The sequence below is a fragment of the Alteromonas sp. CH_MED4-4 genome (assembly GCF_037029575.1).
GTDB lineage: Bacteria > Pseudomonadota > Gammaproteobacteria > Enterobacterales > Alteromonadaceae > Alteromonas > Alteromonas macleodii.
Genome location: NZ_JAYMEU010000013.1, coordinates 41,144 through 63,508, shown reverse-complemented (window position 1 = coordinate 63,508; position 22,365 = coordinate 41,144). Strand labels below are relative to the sequence as shown.

Here is a 22,365-nt window from a genome sequence, read left to right as displayed (position 1 = left end):
AACTCTATTTAGCAGACCTGATGGCAATCTAATAAGTTTCATCACGCCGCTGGAATAATTTAACGACCTGGTAATATACGTCTGGCCGTAATACTGCGATTAGTCTTCGTCGCTTCCGCGATTAAATAAGAACTGACCAATGAGATCTTCAAGAACCAAAGCTGACTTAGTATCCTGAAGGTAATCGCCATTCTGTAAATTAGCGACACCGTCGAAAGAGAAGCCAGGTTGGAAGCCAACATACTGTTCGCCTAGCAAACCCGAGGTCAAAATAGACACAGAGCTGGTTTCTGGAAAGCCGTTGTATTCATTTAAAATTGACAGCTCAACCACTGGCGTAAAATCTTCTTGGTCTAGCGTAATCGATGACACACGGCCAACCGTTACCCCACCAACCTTTACTGCCGATCTCGGCTTTAAGCCGCCAATATTGTCGAATTTTGCGTATAACGTGTAGGTATCGCCTTCGGTGGCTACCGTTTGGTTTGCTACTTTCAGTGCCAATAACAACAACGCACCGATTGTAAGCATGACAAACACACCAACCATTACTTCCGTTTTATACTTACTCATTCCGATCCCCTACTCGATACCAAACATAAGGGCGGTTAGCACGAAGTCCAGCCCTAATACTGCTAATGATGAATAGACCACCGTTTCGGTAGTCGCTTTGCTGATCCCTTCCGATGTTGGAATAGAATCGTAACCTTTAAATATGGCAATCCACGTCACAACCAAGGCAAACACGAGGCTTTTTATTACGCCGTTTATGACATCCTGGTTCCAATCTACTGTCGATTGCATAATTGACCAGTAGCTGCCTGCATCAACGCCTAACCAATCAACGCCCACTAAGTGGCCGCCTAAAATACCAATGGCACTGAAAATAATGGCAAGCATAGGCATCGCTAACATTCCCGCCCAAAAACGCGGTGCGACAATACGTCGTAGCGGGTCTACCGCCATCATCTCTAAACTACTCAGCTGCTCAGTGGCTTTCATTAAGCCTATTTCAGCTGTTAAGGCTGAGCCAGCTCGCCCAGCAAAAAGCAATGCGGTAACTACCGGACCAAGCTCTCTTAACAATGAAAGTGCGACCATGGGGCCTAAACTACCTTCTGCGCCATAATCAACCAAAATGGTGTAGCCTTGTAGCGCCATTACCATGCCGATGAATAACCCCGACACCATAATAATGAGTAGCGACTGAACGCCCACTACATACAATTGCTTAATCACCAGCGGTACATTTTTAAGCCGAGGAACAGCGATTAACGCACCGAATAACATAAGAGCTGCTCGACCAACCGCAGTGACCTTCCCTATCGTTTTAGCGCCTATTGATTGGAAGAACTTCATTTATCTGCCCCCAAGAAGCTTGCTTTCAAATCAGGTGCAGGATAATGAAATGGTACCGGACCATCTGCTTTTCCTTTCAAGAACTGTTGGACTAATTCAGAGTCACTTTCTTTGATTTGCTGCGCCGTTCCTTCACCGATAACCCGCTTGTCAGCTAAGATATATATATAATCGGCAATGGTCAGTACTTCAGTGACATCGTGAGTCACCACAATACTGGTTAGATTAAGTGCGTCGTTTAATTCACGAATAAGCTTAACCAGCACACCCATTGATATAGGATCTTGTCCGGCAAAGGGTTCGTCGTACATGATTAAATCTGGATCTAGTGCAATTGCCCTAGCCAAAGCAGCCCTGCGCGCCATACCACCAGACAATTCACTAGGCATTAATTCAGCTGCACCGCGCAATCCTACTGCCTGTAGCTTTAAAGCGACAATTGTCGCAATAACGTCTTCAGAAAGTTTTGTATGTTCGCGAAGTGGAAACGCCACGTTATCGAACACACTCATATCGGTAAAAAGCGCACCACTTTGAAAAAGCATGCTCATTCTACGACGTGTCTCATATAGCGTTTTTCTCGACATAGAAACAATCGAATCGCCGTCGAATCTAACGTCACCTTCATCTGGCGTTAACTGCCCGCCAATAAGGCGCAGCAGCGTGGTTTTACCTATACCACTTGGCCCCATTACCGCAGTAATTTTGCCTTTGGGTACCTTTAGCGATATCCCATCATAAATGATGCGATCAGCGCGCTTAAAGGTAAGGTTATCTACTTCAACTAAATGATCCATAGTTACTTAAATGTCGACCCCTGACGTTGGATTGAGACCTTATAAAATATCGCGTTCAATCCACTTAGAAAATTTTAAAATTATAAGAGTAAGTGAGTATTCAATTTCCATGCCTTCACTTGATCCACTCTTAAGGTTTACTGCACAGTTTACTTTATGAGCGCATAAAATCAAAAAAGTTTACTCTCCAGTGTACTTTTTTGAATTTCTATCGCCAGACACGGTATAGAACACCTCGTCTGGGCGGTGTAATTTAAGGGCATTGTACGCTTTTTCAAGCCCATCGCCAAAGTCAAAAAGTTACAAGTTATGTTCGATTAAAGCGAATATATACCAGTCCGTACAGATAATTGCCCACTCAGAAGGCGCTGGCAAGTTTCCTAGCGAAGCGTGGGAATGCAGGAATGGCTGTTCCCTTTCAAATTCCCAGAATGAAGCTAGGAAGCTTGCCAGACCTTCCCGAAGGGCGAGTTTAAAATGTCCGTACTCTTTGTTGTGTCACCTTGATATAGAACCACTATACCTCCGGTAACACGCCGCGATTACGGACATTTTAAATCTCGCTGCGTGGGTAATAATCTATGCGGTCTGGTATTCGGTATCTCACGTTTAAGTGCCTAACCTTCCCTAGCAATCTTTACGCTTAACATTGACTCCATCCTATTTTGTTGTTTCTTAACTGAAACTGAATATGAAGTCTTGTGTGTGTAAGTGCGACCTAATTTGCGTGTTCAGCGGAAATTTACGTCAATTGACAGTATTTGGCGAAAATAAAACGCTGCGAGCATAGGCAAATGGCACTCTTTTTGCGACAATCTAGCGAAATACTTTCTATTACAGGTTGTTGTGCTTTTAAACATTGTCATTTTTCTTGTTGGGTTGATTGTGCTGAGTTGGAGCGCTGACCGGTTTGTATATGGCGCCTCAGCATTAGCAAAAAACATCGGCATTTCTCCAATGATGATCGGACTAACGATTGTCGCTATGGGATCTTCGGCACCTGAAATTGTGGTTTCCGCCATAGCCTCCGCAAATGGCAATATGAACACCGCCGTGGGTAACGCGCTAGGTTCTAACATCACGAACATCGCGCTAGTTTTAGGTATAACCGCGCTAGTGAAACCATTGCTTGTTTCATCAACAACATTAAAGCGCGAGCTTCCAGCACTCCTTATCATCTCATTGATTGCCATTGGCTTTATGTTTGACGGTGAACTTAAGTCTTATGAAGGCATTATCCTACTAGGCCTGTTCATTTTCGTACTGGCAATGATGGCGTGGCTGTCGCTACAGGTAGATAAAGAAGACCCTCTGGTTGCGGAAACCGCAGATGAAATCCCCAAAGGCGTCTCGAATACGTCAGCCCTCATTTGGATTGGTGTTGGCCTTGTAATACTGCCATTAAGTGCTCACTTTTTGGTGAACTCAGCAGTAGAAATTGCCAGATACATGGGCATTTCGGATTTGGTTATCGGACTAACGATTATTGCGTTTGGTACAAGTCTACCTGAACTAGCAGCAAGTGTTGCGGGTGTACTGAAAGGGGAAGACGATTTAGCACTGGGTAATATCATCGGCTCAAATATCTTCAACCTGCTTGCCGTACTTGGCATGCCCGGGTTAATCGCGCCTGGTATCCTGGACCCTGACGTTTACAACCGAGATATGTACGTAATGCTTGGTTTAACATTATTATTGTTCTTGTTCAGCTTCGATTTAATCGGCAAACGTACAATATCAAGAACAAATGGATTCATACTTCTGGCTTGCTTTATCGGCTATCAATTCTGGCTATTCGGATAATCATGAATACACAAACTCAGATGAACTATATCGACTCAGCGAAGCGCGTTATTGAAATTGAAACACAGGCTATTGCTAATCTGGCAGAGCGCTTAAACAATGAATTTATCGCTGCCTGTAATATTCTCTTTGCCTGCAAGGGTAAAGTTGTCGTGAGTGGTATGGGAAAGTCTGGGCATATCGGAAATAAAATTGCCGCTACACTTGCCAGTACAGGTACTCCTGCATTTTTCATGCACCCTGGTGAAGCCAACCATGGCGACTTGGGCATGCTAAGCAAAGGCGATGTCTTACTCGCCATCTCTAATTCTGGCGAGACTAACGAACTCGTTAACTTATTGCCCGTAGTTAAGCGCTTAGGCATACAGGTGGTCGCCATGACCAACAGTGCTTCCAGTTCATTAGGGCAACACGCAGATGTCGTACTTGATATCAGCGTTGAAAAAGAAGCGTGTTCGCTAGGTCTTGCTCCTACGTCAAGCACAACCGCCACACTGGTTATGGGTGATGCGCTTGCGGTAGCACTGCTCGACCAAAAAGGTTTCACCTCAGATGACTTTGCGCTTTCGCACCCAGGCGGTAGTTTAGGCAGAAAACTTCTGCTTAAAGTTAGCGATATAATGCAAAGCGGCAGTGATATCCCCCTTGTCCATGCCAGTGCTTCTGTTGCTGACGCACTGCTGGAAATATCTAAAAAGGGACTGGGTATGACAGGCGTGATAGCGGCAGACGGTACGCTGACAGGCGTCTTTACGGATGGCGACCTACGACGAATTCTCGATGCCCGAATAGACGTACACAGTGCGACAGTAGAAGAAGTAATGACTAAAGGCGGCAAGACTACCACCGCAGGTCAGCTGGCTGTAGAAGCCCTGAATTTGATGGAAACCCATAAAATTAGTGCGTTAATGGTTACTGACGATAAGCGCAAACCTGTTGGGGCCTTTAACATGCATATGCTATTAAAAGCAGGAGTGCTTTAAATGACAACCACCTTGTACACGGAAATAAATGACTCGCTTTTCGCAAAACTAGCCAAGATAAAGTTGCTGGTATGCGACGTTGATGGTGTGTTCTCAGATGGTCGAATTTACTTAGGTAACGACGGTGAAGAACTTAAAGCATTCCATACCCGTGATGGATATGGTGTAAAAGCGCTAGTGAGCAATGGAGTGAATGTCGCGGTAATTACTGGACGTCGCTCTGCCATTGTTGAAAATAGAATGAAGGCACTGAATGTTGCACATATAATTCAAGGCGAAGAGAATAAAGCAGACGCGCTTAGCGACCTGATGAAACGCCTTGAGTTAAACACTGACGAAGTGGCTGCGGTAGGTGATGACATGCCAGATACGGGTATGTACAAGCACGTTGCGGTTAAAATTGCGGTTGCCGATGCCCATCCTTACGTAGCAAAACAAGCAAACTGGATTACGACCCTTCCCGGTGGGTTTGGCGCGGTCCGAGAAATATCGGATACCATTTTGCAGGCCAAAGGGGTAGCAAATGAGATTTTTGGAGCTAGTGTATGAGCCTGTTTGGCTTTAATCGCTTAGGATTAAGTATATCGGCGCTATTTATTCTGGCGATGCTGATGTACATCCCTACGTGGATGGAAGAGCAGCCGGAAACGCAGGGGAATCGTGAAAACGATGCGCTAAAGCCCGCCTACAAAGCAAAAAATCTAACCACTACGCTGTACAATCAAGACGGTGAGTTAAATCACAAAGTATTTGCAGAGTCGATGGAGCATTACGACCAGCTTGGCTTTGTATTGTTTCAGCAACCTAAATACACCCTTTATACAGAAAACGCGTCATCACCATGGGTGGTAACCGCTGATGAAGGTACACTATACAATAACGAGCTAATCCAGCTGGAAAACCAAGTTAATATTGAGAACCAAACTGGCGATGACTTTGTCAGAAGTATATCGACCGAGTACATTCAAATTAATTTAGAGACCAAGCAAATGACATCTGACCAACCCGTTGAAATACTGGGCACCCAATATGTCATTTTAAGTAATGGGTTTAACGCGAATTTACGCACACAAGAATACGAGCTTTTAGATCATGTACAAACCACTTATTCCCCTAGCAACTAGTTTATTGCTTGCCATCGCTAGCGGTGCGGTACACGCCAGTGAAGATGATTTTTCGCAGCCCATAAAAATAGGCTCGAACACCCAGTTTATCGACGGTAAAAATAAAACCGCGTTGTACAAAGACGACGTACTCATAACTCAAGGCTCTTTGGTTATTGAAGCTGACGAAGTGGAAGTAATTGCCACTGACGGTGGTGGTCGTGAAATATTTATTGCTAGAGGAAAGCCTGCAAGCTATTCCCAGCAATTGGAAGACGGCACGCCAGTTTCGGCAAAAGCTAATGAAATACGCTATGAAGTGGTGAACCGAACGATTTCTCTTGCCGGAAACGCAGAGTTGAAACAAGACACCAGTAAAGTACAGGGTGACAACATCACGTTCGATATGATTACCGAGCAATTGCTAGCGACTGGCGGCGCAGGTAAGGATGGTGAGGGTCGAGTGACTACAGTATTCACACCTGAGACCATTCGCAAAACTTCGTCTAAGAAAGACAAAAAAGACAACGAGGGCAATGAATAGCAATGGCAACTTTGAGCGCTAAAAATCTTGCTAAGGCTTACAAGTCAAGACAGGTTGTTCGAGATGTAAGTCTGTCTGTCTCAACGGGTCAAATTGTTGGTCTTCTTGGCCCAAATGGCGCTGGTAAGACCACCACATTCTACATGATTGTTGGTTTAGTGAATCTGGATAAAGGCAAGATTGAAATCGACGACAATGAGCTAACTCATCAGCCCATGCACGAGCGTGCACGCCGCGGAATTGGCTACCTACCGCAGGAAGCCTCTATTTTCAGAAAGCTCACAGTGCATGAAAATATCATGGCCATTTTGCAAACCCGTAAAGATTTAAATTCACAACAGCAAGAAGAAGAAGCAGATGCGCTACTTGATGAATTTAATATTAACCATATACGTAATAGTACTGGGATGAGTTTGTCAGGGGGCGAACGCCGTCGCGTTGAGATTGCCCGCGCTCTGGCAGCAAAACCGCAATTTATTTTGTTAGACGAACCATTTGCTGGTGTTGATCCAATATCAGTTAATGATATAAAGAAGATAATACAACATCTTCGCGATAGGGGTATTGGAATCCTTATCACGGACCATAACGTACGAGAGACATTGGATGTTTGTGAAAAGGCGTACATTGTGAGTCATGGCGAGCTTATTGCGCAAGGAACGGCGGAACAGGTTTTAAGTAATCAAAAAGTAAGGGATGTATACCTAGGCGAACAATTCAGGCTATAGTTAATGTAACCGAATTGTCATTTTTCAGTTTCGCTCTGGTATATTCAATTTAGAGCATTTAAATAAGACGTAGATGAAACCATCTTTACAGCTAAAATTTAGCCAACAACTTACCATGACACCACAGCTTCAGCAGGCCATTAAACTGCTGCAGCTTTCTACACTTGATCTTCAACAAGAGATCCAAGAAGCGCTCGATTCTAATCCGCTATTAGAAGTTGAAGAAGGTAACGACGAGCCGCAACTAGAAAAGAACAATATCGACAACGATGACAGCGGCTCTGAGGCCACTGCTTCTGCATCTAGTGACACATTAGAAGCCGGCGATGCACTTGAGAAAAACGATCTTCCCGATGAGCTGCCAATCGACAGTACGTGGGATGAATACTACTCTGCTTCATCTTCGCCTGCTCCGGGTCCATCCAATGACGACGAGCAAATCTTCCAAGGAGAGACTACTGAAGATATTCAAGAGCACCTTCTTTGGCAAATGCGCCTTACCCATTTCTCGGATACCGATCGCGCAATCGCTACAGCAATCATCGACTCTATTGACGAGTCAGGTTATTTAACCGTTACCCTTGACGATATTTTAGAAGCGGTTAACGATGATGATATGGAAGAGCCGATTGAAATGGACGAAATAGAATGTGTGCTTAAGCGCATTCAGATGTTCGACCCTATTGGTTCTGGCTCTCGCTCTCCACAAGAATGTTTGATGGTGCAATTGCGCCAGTTTTCAGAAGACACACCGTGGCTTGCTGAAGCAAAGCAACTGATTGAAGAGTACTCTGACTTACTGAGCAGCAAAGACTATCGTACGCTTATGCGTAAAAGCCGATTGAAAGAAGATCAGCTACGCGAGGCAATGCGTTTGCTGCAAACCTTGAATCCTCGCCCAGGTAGTGCTTTAGTTACTAAAGAGCCTGAGTACGTTATTCCTGATGTCTCAGTAACCAAGAAAAATGGCCGTTGGGTGGTTGAGCTGAACCCCGACAGTCTGCCTAAGTTAAGCGTAAATCAACAATACGCAGCAATGAGTCGCCGTGCCAAGAATAGTAGCGATTCACAATTCATCCGCTCACACATGCAAGAGGCTAAGTGGTTCATAAAGAGCCTTGAATCTCGTAACGAAACCTTAATGAAGGTTGCAAACTGCATTGTGCAGCAGCAAATGGGCTTTTTTGAGCACGGCCCGGAAATGATGAAACCAATGGTGCTAAATGATGTCGCAGAAATGGTAGATATGCACGAATCCACTATTTCGCGAGTGACAACGCAAAAGTACATGCATACGCCACGTGGAATCTTCGAATTGAAGTATTTCTTCTCAAGCCACGTTGCAACAGAGTCTGGTGGTGAATGTTCATCTACAGCGATTCGTGCATTGATCAAGAAATTAGTGGCCGCTGAAAAGCCTAGCAAGCCGCTAAGTGATAGCAAGATTGCTTCATTGTTGGCCGAACAAGGCATTAAAGTTGCCCGGCGAACAATAGCAAAGTACCGGGAATCGTTGTCGATCCCGCCGTCGAACCAACGCAAAAGCCTTATTTAATCGGGCTTAATAATATAAGGAAGACGAAATATGCAAATCAACCTTACTGGTCATCATGTCGAAATCACCGACTCTTTGCGTAATTATGTCGATACGAAGTTCAGCAAACTTGAACGTCACTTTGATCACATTTCTAATGTGCATGTCATCCTGAACGTTGAAAAATTAAATCAAAAAGCCGAAGCGACCGTTCATTTAAGTGGCGCTGAAGTATTCGCATCCTCAGAAAATACCGACATGTATGCGGCGATTGACAGCATGGTTGATAAACTCGACCGGCAGGTAATCAAGCATAAGGAAAAACTGAAAAAACATTAGTAGTTAATTAAGCATGGATATACAAGCCATCGTAAGTCTGGACCGCACCGAGTGTGCGGTTCAGTGTAATAGTAAAAAGCGAATTCTTGAGATCATCGCTGATATCGCTGCCAAGCAAAACGAGAACATTGATCAGGCAACGGTACTTAACAGTTTGATGGCTCGAGAGCGTATGGGTAGTACAGGCATTGGCAATGGTATCGCCCTGCCCCACGGGCGCCTGCCGGGCCTTGAGAAAGTGATTGCCATTGTTGTAACCAGCACGCCAGCAATCGACTTTGACGCCCTTGACGAGAAACCCGTAGACATCTTTTTTGCGCTACTCGTTCCCGAGGAACAGACCGAAGGACACCTTCAAACGCTGGCCACCGTGGCTGGTAAACTAAGCGACAAAGAAACGATTAAAGCAATACGTCGCGCAACGACAAGCGACGATATTCTATCTGCATTAAGTTAAACATTAAGCGCCTATTAACCGTTTAGTAGGCGCCTAATTCAACAACGCGTATGTGATAAAACCAGAGTATTAGGGAGAAAGTAGGTGAAGCTGATAATAATCAGTGGTCGTTCGGGGTCTGGTAAGTCTGTCGCACTTCGCGCATTGGAAGATTTAGGTTATTACTGTGTTGATAATATCCCGGTAAACTTACTTCCCACCTTAACCCATACAGTTGTTGACGAGTACGATCAGGTTGCGGTAAGTATCGATGTGAGAAACTTACCTAAAAATCCTGACGATTTGGTAGAAATTCTAGACTACCTGCCTTCTTCGTGGTCGATGACCATTGTTTACATTGACGCGAGCGATGATGTACTGGTTAAGCGTTTTAGCGAAACACGTCGTCTTCACCCTCTCGCCAAGCTTAATAAATCGCTTTCAGAAGCCATTAAAGCCGAGTCAGCCCTACTTGCTCCTATTGCTGAACGCGCAGATTTATATTTAGACACTGATAAGCTTACCATTCACCAACTGGCAGAGTTAATTCGAGAGCGTATCTTGGGTAAGAAAAGCTCACGCCTTGTGCTTGTGTTCGAGTCGTTTGGCTTTAAGCACGGTATTCCTAAAGATGCGGATTACGTTTTTGATGCCCGCTTTTTACCTAACCCCCACTGGGAGCCCGACCTTAAACATCTGACCGGATTAGACGCGCCAGTAGAAGTATTTTTGGGGTCGCAGCCTGTAGTGACCAAGTTCATTTGGCAAATTCAGAATTTAATAACGACATGGCTGCCTCATTTAGAGCGCAATAACAGAAGTTACGTAACCGTAGCGATTGGCTGTACTGGTGGCCAACACCGTTCGGTTTATATCGCACAGACCCTGTCGAAAACCTTCAGTGAAATACACCCTGATGTACAAATTCGCCATAGAGAGCTGAATCAGTAATGACTATTCAAAAAACGCTAACTATCGTCAATAAGTTAGGGTTGCATGCAAGAGCGGCGACCCAACTGGTTAAACTGGCTAATCAATTCGACGCTAAAATCATCTTAAAAAAAGGCGATAAAGAAGCAGACGCAAGCAGTGTATTGGGATTAATGATGCTTGAAAGCCATCAAGGTGAACAGGTAGACGTGATTGTGGACGGCAGTGATGCTGTTGATGCACTTGCAGCTATTGAAGAGCTTATTGAGGGCAGATTTAACGAAGACGAATAGTCTTACTTGCCCAATCCATTGACCAATTAATCAACACTTAGCGCAGTTATCTTAAAATCCCGCGCAAAACCTACGCAATTATCATGACAGACTCATCATAATTGCGATATTCTACGCCCACTTAGGCTCTATGGCCTGCATTGTTCATCTTTTAGCTTGTAGGAATAACGCCTTATGGCAGAAGCGCTTGTTTCTAAATACGTACAAACTCAGTTACGCGCACTCAACGCTGCGTTGACCAACGGTCAATTCGTATCTGTACGTAAGCTTCTGCTTGAATTACCGCCTTCAGACGTCGCCCACATTCTTGAATCTAGCCCTAGCAGAACCCGTGACGAATTATGGGAGCTCATTGATGGTGACTTTCACGGCGACATTTTAGAAGAACTGTCTGACGATGTTCGAAACGGTATCATTACAAAAATGCTTCCCGCTAATGTGGTTGACGCACTTGAAGAGATGGATACCGATGACTTAGCAGAGACGCTAAGCAGCCTTCCCGAGCCAGTATTGGCCGACATTCTAGACTCGATGGATGCACAAGATCGCGTGCGCGCAGAGCAAGCGCTGTCTTACGGTGAAGAAACCGCTGGTTTCATCATGAACACCGACACCATCACATTACGTCCCGATGTGACCATTGACGTGGTTCTGCGCTATATCCGCTTAAAAGGCGAGCTACCTGAGAATACGGATACGTTTTACGTGGTAAACCGAACTGACAACCTTGTTGGTATTGTTCCGGTTACCCGTTTACTCACCGCAGATACCGACGATAAAGTGTCTGACGTTATGGACGAGGAATCTGAAGCGATTCCTGTGAATATGCCAGACGATGAAGTGGCAAGCCTGTTCGAGCGATACAATTGGCTTTCAGCACCTGTTGTAGATGAAAACCATCGCTTAGTGGGCCGAATTACCATTGATGACGTGGTTGATATTATTCGTGAAGACGCGGAACACTCGATGATGAGTATGGCGGGTCTTGATGACGACGAAGATACCTTTGCACCCGTTATGCAAAGTACTAAACGACGCTCGGTGTGGCTGGCAGTAAACTTAGTGACGGCGCTAATGGCTGCGATGGTGAGTGATCTATTTGAAGCAACGCTGAGCCAACTGGCTGTGTTAGCTATTCTAAATACCATTGTCCCTAGTATGGGCGGTGTAGCGGGTAATCAGACGCTAACGCTAGTTATCCGTGGTATGGCACTAGGCCATGTTAACGCAAGTAACTCACGATGGCTTATCAGTAAAGAAATATCCATCGGCTTTTTAAACGGTGCTATTTGGGCGGTGCTTATTGCCTCTGTCATCGCGTTATGGAAACAAGATTACATGCTGGGCGTAATTATTGCCTTTGCCATGATGGTAAACATGATTGCGGCTGCTTTAGCGGGTGCAACCTTACCTATGATCATGAAGCGTCTTAAGATAGACCCTGCCCTAGCTGGCAGTGTTATCTTAACTACGATAACCGATGTAGTGGGTATTTTTGCTTTCTTAGGTACTGCGACGCTGTTTCTAATTTAAGTTAATTTTGAACTCTCATGCCTGATAGGGCATGGGTGAGCTAAACAACACTCATGCAATAAGCGCTTTCGCTATATATCCATTGACGTTCAGCTTGTAACCCACACCCCAGACGGTTTCTACTAGCTGTCCACCATTTTCAATACTGTTGATTTTATCAAGCTTAGTGCGTAAACGATTTATATGGGTATTCACCGTGTGCTCGTAGCCTTCGTGGTTATAGCCCCACACCTCACTGAGCAATTGATTGCGAGAAAAAACTTGGTTTGGATGACGACAAAAATAATCCAGTAGCGCAAACTCCCTAGCCGTTAACGTCAGCACTTGGCCGTTTAGGGTTACGCTATGAAAACGCTGGTCGATTTTAAGGGGTCCTATTTCGATGCGCTCTTCACTACCTTGAGATGGTCTTAAATGTGCTTGGCTAGGCATACTTCTGCGCATATGGGAGCGAATACGGGCAGTAAACATGCGTGCATCAAATGGCCCTGATAGATAATCATCTACGCCTACTTCATAGTAGTTTGCTTCATCTACCTCTTCGTCGGCCACATCGTCTGTCATCGCGTCACTTTCCACTGCCATCACCCAACTTTCTGGGTTCGTATCAACAAGGCCTTTTATACGATTAAGACAGATAATGTTTCCATGCGACTCAACAATAACGAGCGAATAATGCTGCGCCTTAAGCAACGACTCTGCGGATTGAAAATTAGAGACTGCGTCGTAAAGAAAGCTATGCTTACTTAAGCATTGCGATATGTTCTGTTGAAACTTATTTCCACTGTAGATGATAAGGATCATATCTCGCTCCTAATTCGCCAATAAAAAACAAGACCAGTGCGTTCGTGGTTTTCTTTCACAGTGATTACAATTTTTTTATAAAAAATATAAATTCAGAATTTATAACAGCACTGTTATTTATTGAGACGAATCTGTGTGCGTTTTGTGAAAGTTCTGTGATGAATTGGACATTTTACTGCCCTAAATTTTTATGCGATTTAAGCCATAAATAAGGACAATAAAATGAAATTCACTAAACTTGCTAGCGCAACGCTTTTGTCGCTAGCAGCAGTATCAGTAAGCCAAGCTGTCACTTTAGACATTGAAATTACCAACCTGACTCAGGCGCAGAGTTTTACGCCGCGCTTAGTCATAGCTCACGATGACACCGTCGATGCCTTTGAAGTTGGGCAACCTGCGTCATCAGCTCTAGCGTGGTTAGCTGAAGCTGGTGTTATTGACGACGAACAAAATGCTGATTCAAGCGGCGCAAACTTTGAAGCGTTACTCGGCCCTGTTGATACCGACAATGGTTCAAATACGTGGCACCGTTTTGGCGGACTTCTCGCGCCGAAAGCTACGTTAAGCTATCCCTTCGATACTATGGACAAGCCATATCTTTCGCTACTTTCCATGCTAATACCTACTAACGACGCTTTTGTTGGTATGGACAGTATTGAAATTCCAACCGAGCCGGGTACCTACACTTATTACCTTAATGCATACGACGCCGGTACTGAGCTTAACGATGAATTAAATAGTGCCCGTACAGATGTTGTTGAAGCTGGGACCGGAAACGCGCTGGGTGGATATGGCGTACCGGGTGTTGCCGGTGGCGGCGCTCCCACTCGTGTTGTTGATTTGGGTACAGGTGGCACGGGTGTGGGTGCACAAATCGTTAATGGCGAAATTGAAGATGGTGAAGATGGCCCAGTACACATCCACCGCAATGCGCTTGGTGATACTGATAGCGCCGCTGGTGCCAGTGATCTGGACTCTACCGTACACCGTTGGTTGAACCCAGTAGCACGTGTAGTTATTACTGTTCCTGCATCTTAAGGAGCCAATACGATGAATAATCCAATAATTAAACTCAGTACATTATTGATGCTTTCAGCGCTTCTTGCTGCCTGCGGCGACGATGGTAATACAGGCCCTCAAGGACCAGCGGGTCCGCAGGGGGAAGCAGGTACTGACGGACAAGATGGTACGGATGGCCAGGACGGTTCGGACGGACAAGACGGTATTAATGGTAATTCAGCGGTTTATACCGTACAAATTACCAATTTAACCTACTCTCAGCCCTTTGCACCTGCCGCCGTCATATTGCATGAGTCAGGCTTCCATTCATTTAATGAAGGCGAGCCAGCCAGCATGGGCATTGAAATAATGGCTGAAGGCGGTGACCCGTCTATGGTCATTACTGAAGCCATGGACTCCACGGACTTTTTGGATGCGCAAAACTCTGGGGGCATATTGGGTCCTCGCTCAATGGGCGCAGAACTAACTCTAGTGGTTCCAGAACTCGATGCTGACGACCTTCGCCTTACGGTAACGACCATGCTGGTCAACACCAACGACGCATTCACCGGCTTAAACGCTGCGAATGTAAGCAACATGGCGGTTGGTGATATAAAAACGTTCATGACAGTGACTTGGGATGCGGGTACAGAAGCAAACACAGAAACAGCTGCTACTATGCCAGGCCCTGCCGCTAGTGCAGCGGGTGGCGGCGGAGAAGCTGCGGGCTATGATGTGGTGAGGGATGATCTTGCCGATGCAGTAAGACTTCACCAAGGTGTAGTCACTAGTGCAAACGCTGACGATCCAAGCCGTGAGGGTCTGTCTACATCGGTACTAACCGAGGCCCATCGCTTTGATTTCCCAACGAGCCGCGTGGTGATTACCCGAACCCGTTAAATGGTCAAACACAGTAAACGTGAAAGCGCCCTATTACGCAGGTAATGGGGTGTTTTTACTTTTGTGCGAAGGGGAGCCGGAGATAAAACTTAACGGAATAAGAAAGATAAGCGCTGGCTTTGCTGAGTAGATAAACTTCACAAAACCAGGCAAATACGTTATTTGATAAGCTATTTAATAAGTTACTTAATAAGCTACTTAATAACTTTAAGGGTAGGTTTACCCTTTTTAGGTGGAACAGGTGCGTCTTTCACGTCGCTTGCATCAGCATCTTCCAGCGACGTCGGGCCGCTAGGTTGAGAAACATCTTCAGATGTTTCTGGACGCTCTTGCTGCGCACGAGCCACATCTTCTTCAGTGGCGAATACCGTACCTGCACCATTTTCTCTTGCGTAAATAGCCATTACCGCTTCACAAGGCATACTTAATCTTCTAGGTTGCCCAGAGAAGCGCGCTTGAAAAGATAAGCCATCTAAATCAAGAGAAAAGTTAACACACGCACTAGGTGATACGTTTAAAACGATCTGACCGTCTTTAACGAATTCTTGCGGCACTTCAACCAACTCGTTGGTTGCATCTACCACAATGTACGGCGTTAAGTCGTTATCAACAATCCACTCATAAAAAGCCCTAAGCAAATAGGGCTGGTTTGACGTCATAGATGTCATAGCGGGTTGTGAATCTCACGCTCTTGGTCAGTCAAAGACGCTTTAAATGAACTACGAGAGAAAATACGGTTCATGTAAGCGTTAATTTCTTTGCTGCCAGCACCGTTCAATTCGATACCTAACGCAGGTAGACGCCATAATAGCGGAGCAAGGTAGCAATCAACTAAGCTGAACTCTTCGCTCATGAAATAAGGCATTTCACCAAATACTGGAGCTAGTGATAACAAAGCTTCACGTAAATCGTTACGTGCTGCTTCAACGTCACCTTCGCCACGGAAAATTCGAGCTGCAAGTGAGTACCAATCCTGTTCAATGCGGTGCATCATCAGGCGGCTTTGACCACGAGATACTGGATATACCGGCATAAGTGGTGGATGAGGAAAACGCTCATCAAGGTATTCCATGATGATGTGCGACTTGTAAAGTACAAGCTCGCGATCAACTAGAGTTGGAACAGTACCGTAAGGGTTTAACTCCAACAGATCTTCAGACAGGTTGCTAGGATCTGTGTAGCTGATTTCAACACCCACACCTTTTTCTGCCAACACAATACGCACCTGGTGGCTATAAATATCAATTGTGTCAGAGAACAACGTCATAATAGAACGTTTATTCGCGGCTACGGCCATTCAATTTCCTCCGTCGAGAAACAAGTTTACGCTTACAAACGGTAAGCTTATTACGTTAACTCGTGCTACCTGAACACCCTATACAAAAGGGTTTTCAGGTAGCACGAGTAAATACCAAAAAAAGGGGGCGAGAAGCCCCCTTTTCATATTATACATAAATCTGTGCGATTAGTGCACTTCTCGCCAGTATTCTTTCTTCAATAAGTAAACAAATACGAACAATACTGCGATAAAGATAAGCACCCACTTACCGATTTTGTGAGATTCAAGTTTCGCAGGCTCACCTGTGTACTCCAAGAAGTTCACGATATCGGCAACGGCTTGGTCGTACTCGTCAGGAGACATTGCGCCAGTACCATCTGACTTAATGCCTACATAACGCTTGACCATCTCACCATCAACCATTTGCTCTTCATAAGTGCGCGTTGGCGTACCTTGAAGTGGCTGAAGCACGTGTGGCATACCCACTTCTGGGAACACTGTGTTATTAACACCAAACGGGCGGCTTTCGTCAACATAGAAAGAGCGCAGGTAAGTGTAAATCCAGTCTTCACCACGAACACGAGCCACTAGCGTTAGATCTGGTGGAGCAGCACCAAACCACCCTGCTGCTGCCTCTTCAGGCATTGCACGAGTGATATAGTCAGACACCTTGTCACCCGTGAACTGCAAATACTCTTGGCCTAGTTCATCAGGAATACCCAAATCTTGGAATGAACGCTGATAGCGCTGATACTTCATTGAGTGACAGCCCAAACAGTAGTTCATGAACAACTGTGCACCGCGTTGTAAAGACGCCTTATCAGTCAAATCGATAGGCGCTTCATCTAGGTGTACGTTCCCGCCTGCCGCAAACGCGACGCCAGGTAGGAAGAAGGCTAAAAAGCACATCATTTTTTTCATTTAGAAATCCTCTCTGGCACTGGTTTAGTATTTTCGTTTTTGCTGTATAGGAACAGTGCAATGAAGAAACCGAAGTACATTACTGTTGCGATTTGCGAGGCAATGATTTTCCAGTTTTCTTGCGGCGTACCACCTAGGTAACCAAGGAAAACAAACACGATAGCGAACACAATTAGGTTTACTTTGTGTAGGCCACAGCGATAGCGCCATGATTTAACGCGACCACGGTCAACCCAAGGCAGAGCAAATAGCGCAGCAATAGCACCAAACATGGCAAGTACACCGAACAGCTTATCAGGTACCGCTTTCAAAATGGCGTAGAACGGCGTGAAGTACCAAACAGGGAAAATGTGCGCAGGAGTCTTCAGCGGGTTAGCAATTTCAAAGTTAGGGTGTTCCAGGAACTTACCACCCATTTCAGGGGCAAAGAACAGCACATAAGTGAATAGTGCTAAGAACACGCAGAACGCCACAAGGTCTTTAAGAACAATGTGCGGGAAGAACGGTAACACGTCATCAGCAATGTCGTACTTGCTTGTGTAGTACTCGTGAATTTCATACTTCGTCTTTTCAGACTCAGGCAGTGAGCCTTTCTTGTGCTTAATCGCAATACCGTCTGGGTTGTTAGAGCCCACTTCGTGAAGAGCGATGATGTGAAGGAACACAAGAATAACGATAACCAGAGGCAGCGCAATTACGTGAAGTGCGAAGAAACGGTTAAGCGTAGCGCCAGAGATAACGTAGTCACCTTGTAGCCAGATAACAAGGTCAGGACCAACAACAGGAATAGCACCGAATAGTGATACGATTACCTGCGCACCCCAGTAAGACATTTGTCCCCAAGGTAGAACGTAACCCATGAAAGCTTCTGCCATAAGCGCTAGGTAAATAAACATACCAAACACCCATAGAAGCTCACGAGGCTTCTGGTAAGAGCCGTAAATCATGCCACGGAACATGTGTAGATATACCACAATAAAGAACGCCGATGCGCCAGTACTGTGCATGTAACGGATGATCCAACCGTAGTCGATCTCACGCATGATGTATTCAACAGAAGCAAATGCGCCTTCTGAAGATGGAACGAAGTTCATGGTCAACCAAATACCAGTAACAATCTGGTTAACCAAAACAATAGTTGCTAGAAAACCGAACACATACCAGAAGTTCATGTTCTTTGGAGCAGGATATTGAAGAGCGTGCATATTCGCAACGCGCATCATTGGGATGCGCTCTTCAATCCAACCTAGGAAAGCATTCATATTACACGGCCTCCGCTTCTGAACCGATGATGATGTTATTGTCATCAACGAATTGATATGGCGGTACAACCAGGTTCAACGGTGCAGGAACGTTTTGGAATACACGTCCAGCCATGTCGAATTTCGAACCGTGGCACGGGCAGAAGAATCCATCTGGAACGCCTTCAACCACTTCTTCAAATGCACCGTCTTTAAGATGCTGTGGAGAACAACCCAGGTGAGTACAGATACCAACAAGGATAAGGTACTCTTCCTTCATTGAACGGAAACGGTTTTGAGCAAAGGCAGGCTGCTGCTCAGCTTCAGAGTTAGGATCTTTCAGCTTATCTTCGTGCGTGCCTAGTTCTTCAAGAATTTCAGGCGTACGACGTACAATCCACACAGGCTTGCTTCGCCACATCACACGTACTAACTGTCCAGGCTCAATCCCGCTGATATCTACTTCAACGTCAGCACCGGCGGCTTTCGCTTTGGCGCTTGGATTCCAGGACGCAATAAAAGGCACAGCAGCACCAACGACACCTACACCACCAACTACCGACGTGGCAACGGTCAAGAACCGACGACGAGTGTTGTTTTCTGGCTGGTTTTCATTGTGTGCAGACTCTGTTGCATCTACAGATACATTGCTCATCCACATTTCTCCAGGTTTGGATAATTATGATGTGTAACCCAAGCTTATACTGGTTTTATCACGCTTGCGTCATGCATCATATGGCTTGTCATGACAGCGACGTAACAGTAAAAATTTACTGGTTTACGAGGTCACGAAAGTTTTCAAAATTTTCGACCGCAAATGATAAAAGAAAAGCCCTTATAAACACAAGGTTTTACTGATATTTAAGCGATAAATTAATTCAAAAGGTGTGTTTAGGTTTAGTGAGGGAAAGGCCTAAAATCAAGGTTTTGAAGAATATTTGGTTAGATAACACCAGCAAATTAAACCTTTGTTATGAATTGTAGAGGCTTGAAGACTTTACTGAATGTGGGACGCAGGCAACTTGTAATAGAAAAAAGAGCAAAAAAAACCCGGCATAAGCCGGGTTTTTGCAAATACAAAAAACGTAAAAATTAACGCTTTGAGAATTGTGGACGCTTACGCGCTTTGTGTAGACCAACTTTCTTACGTTCAACGCGACGTGCGTCACGAGTAACGAAGCCAGCTTTACGAAGTGCTGGACGTAGTGCCTCATCATACTCCATAAGAGCACGAGTAAGACCGTGACGGATTGCACCCGCTTGACCGTTAGAACCACCACCTTTAACAGTGATGTATACGTCAAACTTTTCAGTCATTTCAACAAGTTCAAGTGGCTGACGAACAACCATGCACTCTGTTTCACGACCAAAGTACTCGTCAAGAGCGCGTTGGTTTACTTTAATGCTACCTGTGCCTGGACGTAGGAACACACGAGCAGTAGAACTTTTGCGGCGGCCTGTGCCGTAGTATTGAGTATCTGCCATGTTAATAGCTCCTTAAATGTCCAAAACTTGTGGTTGCTGTGCGGTGTGCTTGTGCTCTGCACCTGCGTAAACTTTCATTTTACGGAACATTGCGCGACCTAGAGGGCCTTTTGGCAACATGCCTTTAACTGCTTTTTCAATAACCATTTCTGGCTTGTGAGCAATTAGTTTTTCAAAGTTTGTCTCTTTAAGACCACCTGGGTAACCAGAGTGCGCATAGTACATTTTGTCTTGCGCTTTACGGCCTGTTACCGCAACTTTCTCAGCATTGATTACTACGATGTAATCACCAGTGTCCACGTGAGGTGTGTACTCTGGCTTGTGCTTACCACGAAGGCGTAGTGCGATTTCAGAAGCCAAACGGCCTAGAGTTTTGTCTGTGGCGTCTACCACATACCAGTCACGTTGAACCGTTTCTGGCTTAGCAACAAAAGTTTTCATTTTCAAATTCACCCGAATAATATCGTCGTTACTGATTTCTGAACACCAGAAATCACCTTAAAATCAACACAATGACCCCTTCGAGCCGGCTGATTCTTCCACCTTCCCAAAGGTGGGCGTAACTGGGCAGGGCGCGAATTATACAGGAATTGAAGGAAATGCGAACCCCTAAGCACAAAAAATATGGATAAAATTCCATCATCTGCCGATGACACAGAAACAGATTTAAGGTAACGTCAAACTGTTGTGTTCGGAACCAATATAAAAACAAATGAAAATGTCTCGCTTCGTAGCTTCAATGATGATGCTACACACGCTACTTTTGTCCAGTGTAAATGCTGAGGAGTTAGTATATACACGTGCGTTTGCCGATGATGATTATGGAAGTTATCACGTAGCTGTGCTCAATGCCGTATTTAAGGCAACAAAGGAATATGGCGATATAACCCTTGTCCCTCATCCTCAGCCCATGACGCAAAGTCGTCAGATGCAATCCCTATTAAAGGGAGAAGCAGACGTACTGTGGAGCGTAACGAACCAGACTCGAGAACAAAAGCTCATTCCTATTAAGCTTCCTTTACTCAAAGGATTTGCTGGATTCAGAGTGCTTGTTATTAACCCATCCCGGCAAAGCGAACTCACCGAAGATGCCGATGGCCGAACCTTGAAAAACCTTACAATGGTTCAAGGCACTGACTGGCCAGATATGGATGTCTTAACGGCTAATGGGTACAGAGTTGAAGGAGAAGATTGGAGTTCGTGGTTTGGCTCAATGTATTCAATGGTCTCTCGCAACCTTGTCGACGCCTTTCCCCGCAATATTATCGAAGTACACCGCGATTTAGAACGCCACAAAGATAAGCATGTCTCTTTAGAGCAGTTCCACCTATTAAAATACCCCAACTATGAGTACTTTTTTGTTAGCCCAGATAACCCTGCCCTCGCGAATAGATTGAGATTAGGTCTTATCAAGATTCTAGACGATGGAGAACTCGAACGTATCTTCGATAGCTTCGAAGGGCACAGAAAAGCAGAAATGCTTGCCGATGCTGAAAGTAGAAAAATTCACAAGCTCGGCAACCCAACAATACCTTATAAACTAGATTACGCGCGTTGGGATAAATACAAAGATATAGCAATACGCGCGCTCGAAAAAGAGATGTCAGAGTAAAACACTAAGCACTTAAGGTTTTCTTAAGGTCTCTCGTTTAGTGTTTTGATTTGTTTTTTTATCAATGAGTTTTTTATGCGTGTACTGCTTGTAGAGGACGATAGGCCGTTGTCTGGCGCCCTCGCCCTTTCACTAAAGAATGCCAACTTCACGGTAGACTGTGTTTATTCAGGCGCAGATGCCCTTGCAACGCTTCGAGCGGGCCAAAGTGACATTGTCATTCTTGACTTGGGTTTACCCGACACAGATGGCCTCGACGTACTAAAATCTATTCGAAAGAAAAACGCAACGCTTCCTGTGTTGATCTTAACTGCACGGGACAAAACGCTAGACAAAATCTCTGGCTTAGATGCAGGCGCCGACGACTACTTACCTAAACCGTTTGAAATAGAAGAACTGTTAGCTAGGATTAGAGTACTTGAGCGTCGTCTGAGCACAGCATCTCACAGCATTGTTAGTGTTAAGAATGTCAGCCTTGATACTGCCCATCATACGCTTACTATCGACAATCAAAACGTTCACTTACCTCGACGTGAACTCATGCTACTAAAAGCGCTTATTGAAAACGCAGGGCGCATACTGAGTAAAGATCAGCTGGAAAATAAACTTTATGAGTGGGGAGAGGAAGTGGCAAGCAACACAATAGAAGTACACGTGAGTAATTTGCGTAAAAAAATGCCTCCTGAGTTTATTAAGACTATTCGAGGCGTCGGTTATTGCATTTCAAAATCGGGGGAGTGAA

General features: G+C 45.1%; 27 protein-coding genes. 16 read left to right on the top strand and 11 right to left on the bottom strand.

Features of this window, described 5'->3' with window-relative positions:
* Positions 1 to 99: 99 nt before the first annotated feature.
* From mlaD to mlaF, 3 genes are read right to left on the bottom strand one after another with little or no spacing between them, the layout of a single operon-like run.
* On the bottom strand, positions 100 to 573 hold the full coding sequence (mlaD, locus tag WA381_RS10890; protein ID WP_014948351.1) for an outer membrane lipid asymmetry maintenance protein MlaD: 474 nt from the start codon (positions 571 to 573) through the stop codon (positions 100 to 102).
* A 9-nt stretch (positions 574 to 582) separates the two neighbouring features.
* A complete protein-coding gene (gene mlaE / locus WA381_RS10885; RefSeq protein ID WP_014948350.1) occupies positions 583 to 1,359 on the bottom strand; it encodes a lipid asymmetry maintenance ABC transporter permease subunit MlaE in 777 nt (258 codons plus the stop codon).
* Positions 1,356 to 2,156 carry a phospholipid ABC transporter ATP-binding protein MlaF gene (mlaF, locus tag WA381_RS10880; protein ID WP_156085970.1) on the bottom strand — a complete coding sequence of 267 codons (801 nt, stop codon included), beginning with the start codon at positions 2,154 to 2,156 and terminating at the stop codon, positions 1,356 to 1,358. Before mlaF ends, mlaE begins: the two co-directional genes overlap by 4 nt.
* Before the next feature lie 846 nt (positions 2,157 to 3,002).
* Between mlaF and WA381_RS10875 the strand changes: the two genes are divergently transcribed.
* From WA381_RS10875 to mgtE, 12 genes are all read left to right on the top strand, one after another.
* Positions 3,003 to 3,959: a calcium/sodium antiporter gene (locus WA381_RS10875; RefSeq protein WP_014948348.1), complete on the top strand. Its 957-nt coding sequence runs from the start codon at positions 3,003 to 3,005 to the stop codon at positions 3,957 to 3,959.
* Between the two features lie 2 nt (positions 3,960 to 3,961).
* Positions 3,962 to 4,942, top strand: coding sequence for a KpsF/GutQ family sugar-phosphate isomerase (locus tag WA381_RS10870; RefSeq protein WP_156085969.1), 981 nt, complete (start codon positions 3,962 to 3,964; stop codon positions 4,940 to 4,942).
* Positions 4,943 to 5,491: a 3-deoxy-manno-octulosonate-8-phosphatase KdsC gene (gene kdsC, locus WA381_RS10865; protein WP_039224564.1), complete on the top strand. Its 549-nt coding sequence runs from the start codon at positions 4,943 to 4,945 to the stop codon at positions 5,489 to 5,491.
* On the top strand, positions 5,488 to 6,066 hold the full coding sequence (lptC, locus tag WA381_RS10860) for an LPS export ABC transporter periplasmic protein LptC (protein WP_014948345.1): 579 nt from the start codon (positions 5,488 to 5,490) through the stop codon (positions 6,064 to 6,066). The genes kdsC and lptC overlap by 4 nt, the downstream gene beginning before the upstream one ends.
* A complete protein-coding gene (gene lptA / locus WA381_RS10855; protein ID WP_014948344.1) occupies positions 6,035 to 6,589 on the top strand; it encodes a lipopolysaccharide transport periplasmic protein LptA in 555 nt (184 codons plus the stop codon). The genes lptC and lptA overlap by 32 nt, the downstream gene beginning before the upstream one ends.
* A gap of 2 nt (positions 6,590 to 6,591) precedes the next feature.
* Positions 6,592 to 7,317, top strand: coding sequence for an LPS export ABC transporter ATP-binding protein (gene lptB, locus WA381_RS10850; protein ID WP_014948343.1), 726 nt, complete (start codon positions 6,592 to 6,594; stop codon positions 7,315 to 7,317).
* A gap of 73 nt (positions 7,318 to 7,390) precedes the next feature.
* A complete protein-coding gene (locus tag WA381_RS10845) occupies positions 7,391 to 8,872 on the top strand; it encodes an RNA polymerase factor sigma-54 (RefSeq protein ID WP_014948342.1) in 1,482 nt (493 codons plus the stop codon).
* Between the two features lie 30 nt (positions 8,873 to 8,902).
* Entirely contained in the window at positions 8,903 to 9,190 is a 288-nt protein-coding gene (hpf, locus tag WA381_RS10840; RefSeq protein ID WP_012517338.1) for a ribosome hibernation promoting factor, read from the top strand.
* A 13-nt stretch (positions 9,191 to 9,203) separates the two neighbouring features.
* Positions 9,204 to 9,647, top strand: coding sequence for a PTS IIA-like nitrogen regulatory protein PtsN (gene ptsN, locus WA381_RS10835; RefSeq protein ID WP_014975727.1), 444 nt, complete (start codon positions 9,204 to 9,206; stop codon positions 9,645 to 9,647).
* 84 nt (positions 9,648 to 9,731) lie between these two features.
* Positions 9,732 to 10,577 carry an RNase adapter RapZ gene (gene rapZ / locus WA381_RS10830; protein WP_014948340.1) on the top strand — a complete coding sequence of 282 codons (846 nt, stop codon included), beginning with the start codon at positions 9,732 to 9,734 and terminating at the stop codon, positions 10,575 to 10,577.
* Entirely contained in the window at positions 10,577 to 10,849 is a 273-nt protein-coding gene (locus WA381_RS10825; protein ID WP_014948339.1) for an HPr family phosphocarrier protein, read from the top strand. Before rapZ ends, WA381_RS10825 begins: the two co-directional genes overlap by 1 nt.
* Before the next feature lie 174 nt (positions 10,850 to 11,023).
* The gene (mgtE, locus tag WA381_RS10820; RefSeq protein WP_014948338.1) at positions 11,024 to 12,382 is read left to right on the top strand and encodes a magnesium transporter; all 1,359 of its coding nucleotides are present in this window, start codon (positions 11,024 to 11,026) and stop codon (positions 12,380 to 12,382) included.
* 51 nt (positions 12,383 to 12,433) lie between these two features.
* Here mgtE and WA381_RS10815 read toward each other — a convergent pair whose 3' ends face one another.
* Entirely contained in the window at positions 12,434 to 13,186 is a 753-nt protein-coding gene (locus tag WA381_RS10815; protein WP_156085968.1) for a response regulator transcription factor, read from the bottom strand.
* Positions 13,187 to 13,408: 222 nt separating this feature from the next.
* Here WA381_RS10815 and WA381_RS10810 point away from each other — a divergent pair, with 222 nt between their 5' ends.
* Together WA381_RS10810 and WA381_RS10805 are read left to right on the top strand one after the other, a co-directional pair.
* Positions 13,409 to 14,224, top strand: a complete 816-nt coding sequence (locus tag WA381_RS10810; protein WP_101563515.1) for a spondin domain-containing protein — start codon at positions 13,409 to 13,411, stop codon at positions 14,222 to 14,224.
* A gap of 12 nt (positions 14,225 to 14,236) precedes the next feature.
* Complete coding sequence (locus WA381_RS10805) at positions 14,237 to 15,085, top strand: spondin domain-containing protein (protein WP_156085967.1); 849 nt, start codon at positions 14,237 to 14,239, stop codon at positions 15,083 to 15,085.
* Positions 15,086 to 15,279: 194 nt separating this feature from the next.
* On the opposite strand, the gene WA381_RS10800 is transcribed toward WA381_RS10805, so the two are convergent.
* The 7 genes from WA381_RS10800 to rplM all read right to left on the bottom strand — a co-directional run bounded on the left by WA381_RS10800 (position 15,280) and on the right by rplM (position 20,452).
* Complete coding sequence (locus tag WA381_RS10800) at positions 15,280 to 15,753, bottom strand: ClpXP protease specificity-enhancing factor (protein WP_014948334.1); 474 nt, start codon at positions 15,751 to 15,753, stop codon at positions 15,280 to 15,282.
* Positions 15,750 to 16,382 carry a stringent starvation protein SspA gene (sspA, locus tag WA381_RS10795; protein WP_015066277.1) on the bottom strand — a complete coding sequence of 211 codons (633 nt, stop codon included), beginning with the start codon at positions 16,380 to 16,382 and terminating at the stop codon, positions 15,750 to 15,752. The genes WA381_RS10800 and sspA overlap by 4 nt, the downstream gene beginning before the upstream one ends.
* Positions 16,383 to 16,550: 168 nt before the next feature.
* Positions 16,551 to 17,285, bottom strand: a complete 735-nt coding sequence (locus WA381_RS10790) for a cytochrome c1 (RefSeq protein ID WP_015066276.1) — start codon at positions 17,283 to 17,285, stop codon at positions 16,551 to 16,553.
* A complete protein-coding gene (locus WA381_RS10785; protein WP_049586160.1) occupies positions 17,282 to 18,547 on the bottom strand; it encodes a cytochrome b in 1,266 nt (421 codons plus the stop codon). The genes WA381_RS10790 and WA381_RS10785 overlap by 4 nt, the downstream gene beginning before the upstream one ends.
* A gap of 1 nt (position 18,548) precedes the next feature.
* The gene (gene petA, locus WA381_RS10780; RefSeq protein WP_049586157.1) at positions 18,549 to 19,181 is read right to left on the bottom strand and encodes a ubiquinol-cytochrome c reductase iron-sulfur subunit; all 633 of its coding nucleotides are present in this window, start codon (positions 19,179 to 19,181) and stop codon (positions 18,549 to 18,551) included.
* 437 nt (positions 19,182 to 19,618) lie between these two features.
* Positions 19,619 to 20,011, bottom strand: coding sequence for a 30S ribosomal protein S9 (rpsI, locus tag WA381_RS10775; protein ID WP_014948330.1), 393 nt, complete (start codon positions 20,009 to 20,011; stop codon positions 19,619 to 19,621).
* 12 nt (positions 20,012 to 20,023) lie between these two features.
* On the bottom strand, positions 20,024 to 20,452 hold the full coding sequence (rplM, locus tag WA381_RS10770) for a 50S ribosomal protein L13 (RefSeq protein ID WP_014948329.1): 429 nt from the start codon (positions 20,450 to 20,452) through the stop codon (positions 20,024 to 20,026).
* Between the two features lie 271 nt (positions 20,453 to 20,723).
* Between rplM and WA381_RS10765 the strand changes: the two genes are divergently transcribed.
* Positions 20,724 to 21,623, top strand: coding sequence for a transporter substrate-binding domain-containing protein (locus WA381_RS10765; RefSeq protein ID WP_156085966.1), 900 nt, complete (start codon positions 20,724 to 20,726; stop codon positions 21,621 to 21,623).
* A gap of 75 nt (positions 21,624 to 21,698) precedes the next feature.
* Positions 21,699 to 22,364: a response regulator gene (locus WA381_RS10760; RefSeq protein ID WP_156085965.1), complete on the top strand. Its 666-nt coding sequence runs from the start codon at positions 21,699 to 21,701 to the stop codon at positions 22,362 to 22,364.
* Position 22,365 lies beyond the last annotated feature (1 nt).

Excerpts from the sequence above, each read along its gene's own strand:
- mlaD (WP_014948351.1), bottom strand. The coding sequence starts at position 573 with ATGAGTAAGTATAAAACGGAAGTAATGGTTGGTGTGTTTGTCATGCTT.
- mlaE (WP_014948350.1), bottom strand. The coding sequence starts at position 1,359 with ATGAAGTTCTTCCAATCAATAGGCGCTAAAACGATAGGGAAGGTCACT.
- mlaF (WP_156085970.1), bottom strand. The coding sequence starts at position 2,156 with ATGGATCATTTAGTTGAAGTAGATAACCTTACCTTTAAGCGCGCTGAT.
- WA381_RS10870 (WP_156085969.1), top strand. The coding sequence starts at position 3,962 with ATGAATACACAAACTCAGATGAACTATATCGACTCAGCGAAGCGCGTT.
- kdsC (WP_039224564.1), top strand. The coding sequence starts at position 4,943 with ATGACAACCACCTTGTACACGGAAATAAATGACTCGCTTTTCGCAAAA.
- lptC (WP_014948345.1), top strand. The coding sequence starts at position 5,488 with ATGAGCCTGTTTGGCTTTAATCGCTTAGGATTAAGTATATCGGCGCTA.
- lptA (WP_014948344.1), top strand. The coding sequence starts at position 6,035 with ATGTACAAACCACTTATTCCCCTAGCAACTAGTTTATTGCTTGCCATC.
- lptB (WP_014948343.1), top strand. The coding sequence starts at position 6,592 with ATGGCAACTTTGAGCGCTAAAAATCTTGCTAAGGCTTACAAGTCAAGA.
- WA381_RS10845 (WP_014948342.1), top strand. The coding sequence starts at position 7,391 with ATGAAACCATCTTTACAGCTAAAATTTAGCCAACAACTTACCATGACA.
- hpf (WP_012517338.1), top strand. The coding sequence starts at position 8,903 with ATGCAAATCAACCTTACTGGTCATCATGTCGAAATCACCGACTCTTTG.
- ptsN (WP_014975727.1), top strand. The coding sequence starts at position 9,204 with ATGGATATACAAGCCATCGTAAGTCTGGACCGCACCGAGTGTGCGGTT.
- WA381_RS10825 (WP_014948339.1), top strand. The coding sequence starts at position 10,577 with ATGACTATTCAAAAAACGCTAACTATCGTCAATAAGTTAGGGTTGCAT.
- mgtE (WP_014948338.1), top strand. The coding sequence starts at position 11,024 with ATGGCAGAAGCGCTTGTTTCTAAATACGTACAAACTCAGTTACGCGCA.
- WA381_RS10815 (WP_156085968.1), bottom strand. The coding sequence starts at position 13,186 with ATGATCCTTATCATCTACAGTGGAAATAAGTTTCAACAGAACATATCG.
- WA381_RS10810 (WP_101563515.1), top strand. The coding sequence starts at position 13,409 with ATGAAATTCACTAAACTTGCTAGCGCAACGCTTTTGTCGCTAGCAGCA.
- WA381_RS10805 (WP_156085967.1), top strand. The coding sequence starts at position 14,237 with ATGAATAATCCAATAATTAAACTCAGTACATTATTGATGCTTTCAGCG.
- WA381_RS10800 (WP_014948334.1), bottom strand. The coding sequence starts at position 15,753 with ATGACATCTATGACGTCAAACCAGCCCTATTTGCTTAGGGCTTTTTAT.
- sspA (WP_015066277.1), bottom strand. The coding sequence starts at position 16,382 with ATGGCCGTAGCCGCGAATAAACGTTCTATTATGACGTTGTTCTCTGAC.
- WA381_RS10790 (WP_015066276.1), bottom strand. The coding sequence starts at position 17,285 with ATGAAAAAAATGATGTGCTTTTTAGCCTTCTTCCTACCTGGCGTCGCG.
- WA381_RS10785 (WP_049586160.1), bottom strand. The coding sequence starts at position 18,547 with ATGAATGCTTTCCTAGGTTGGATTGAAGAGCGCATCCCAATGATGCGC.
- petA (WP_049586157.1), bottom strand. The coding sequence starts at position 19,181 with ATGAGCAATGTATCTGTAGATGCAACAGAGTCTGCACACAATGAAAAC.
- rpsI (WP_014948330.1), bottom strand. The coding sequence starts at position 20,011 with ATGGCAGATACTCAATACTACGGCACAGGCCGCCGCAAAAGTTCTACT.
- rplM (WP_014948329.1), bottom strand. The coding sequence starts at position 20,452 with ATGAAAACTTTTGTTGCTAAGCCAGAAACGGTTCAACGTGACTGGTAT.
- WA381_RS10765 (WP_156085966.1), top strand. The coding sequence starts at position 20,724 with ATGAAAATGTCTCGCTTCGTAGCTTCAATGATGATGCTACACACGCTA.
- WA381_RS10760 (WP_156085965.1), top strand. The coding sequence starts at position 21,699 with ATGCGTGTACTGCTTGTAGAGGACGATAGGCCGTTGTCTGGCGCCCTC.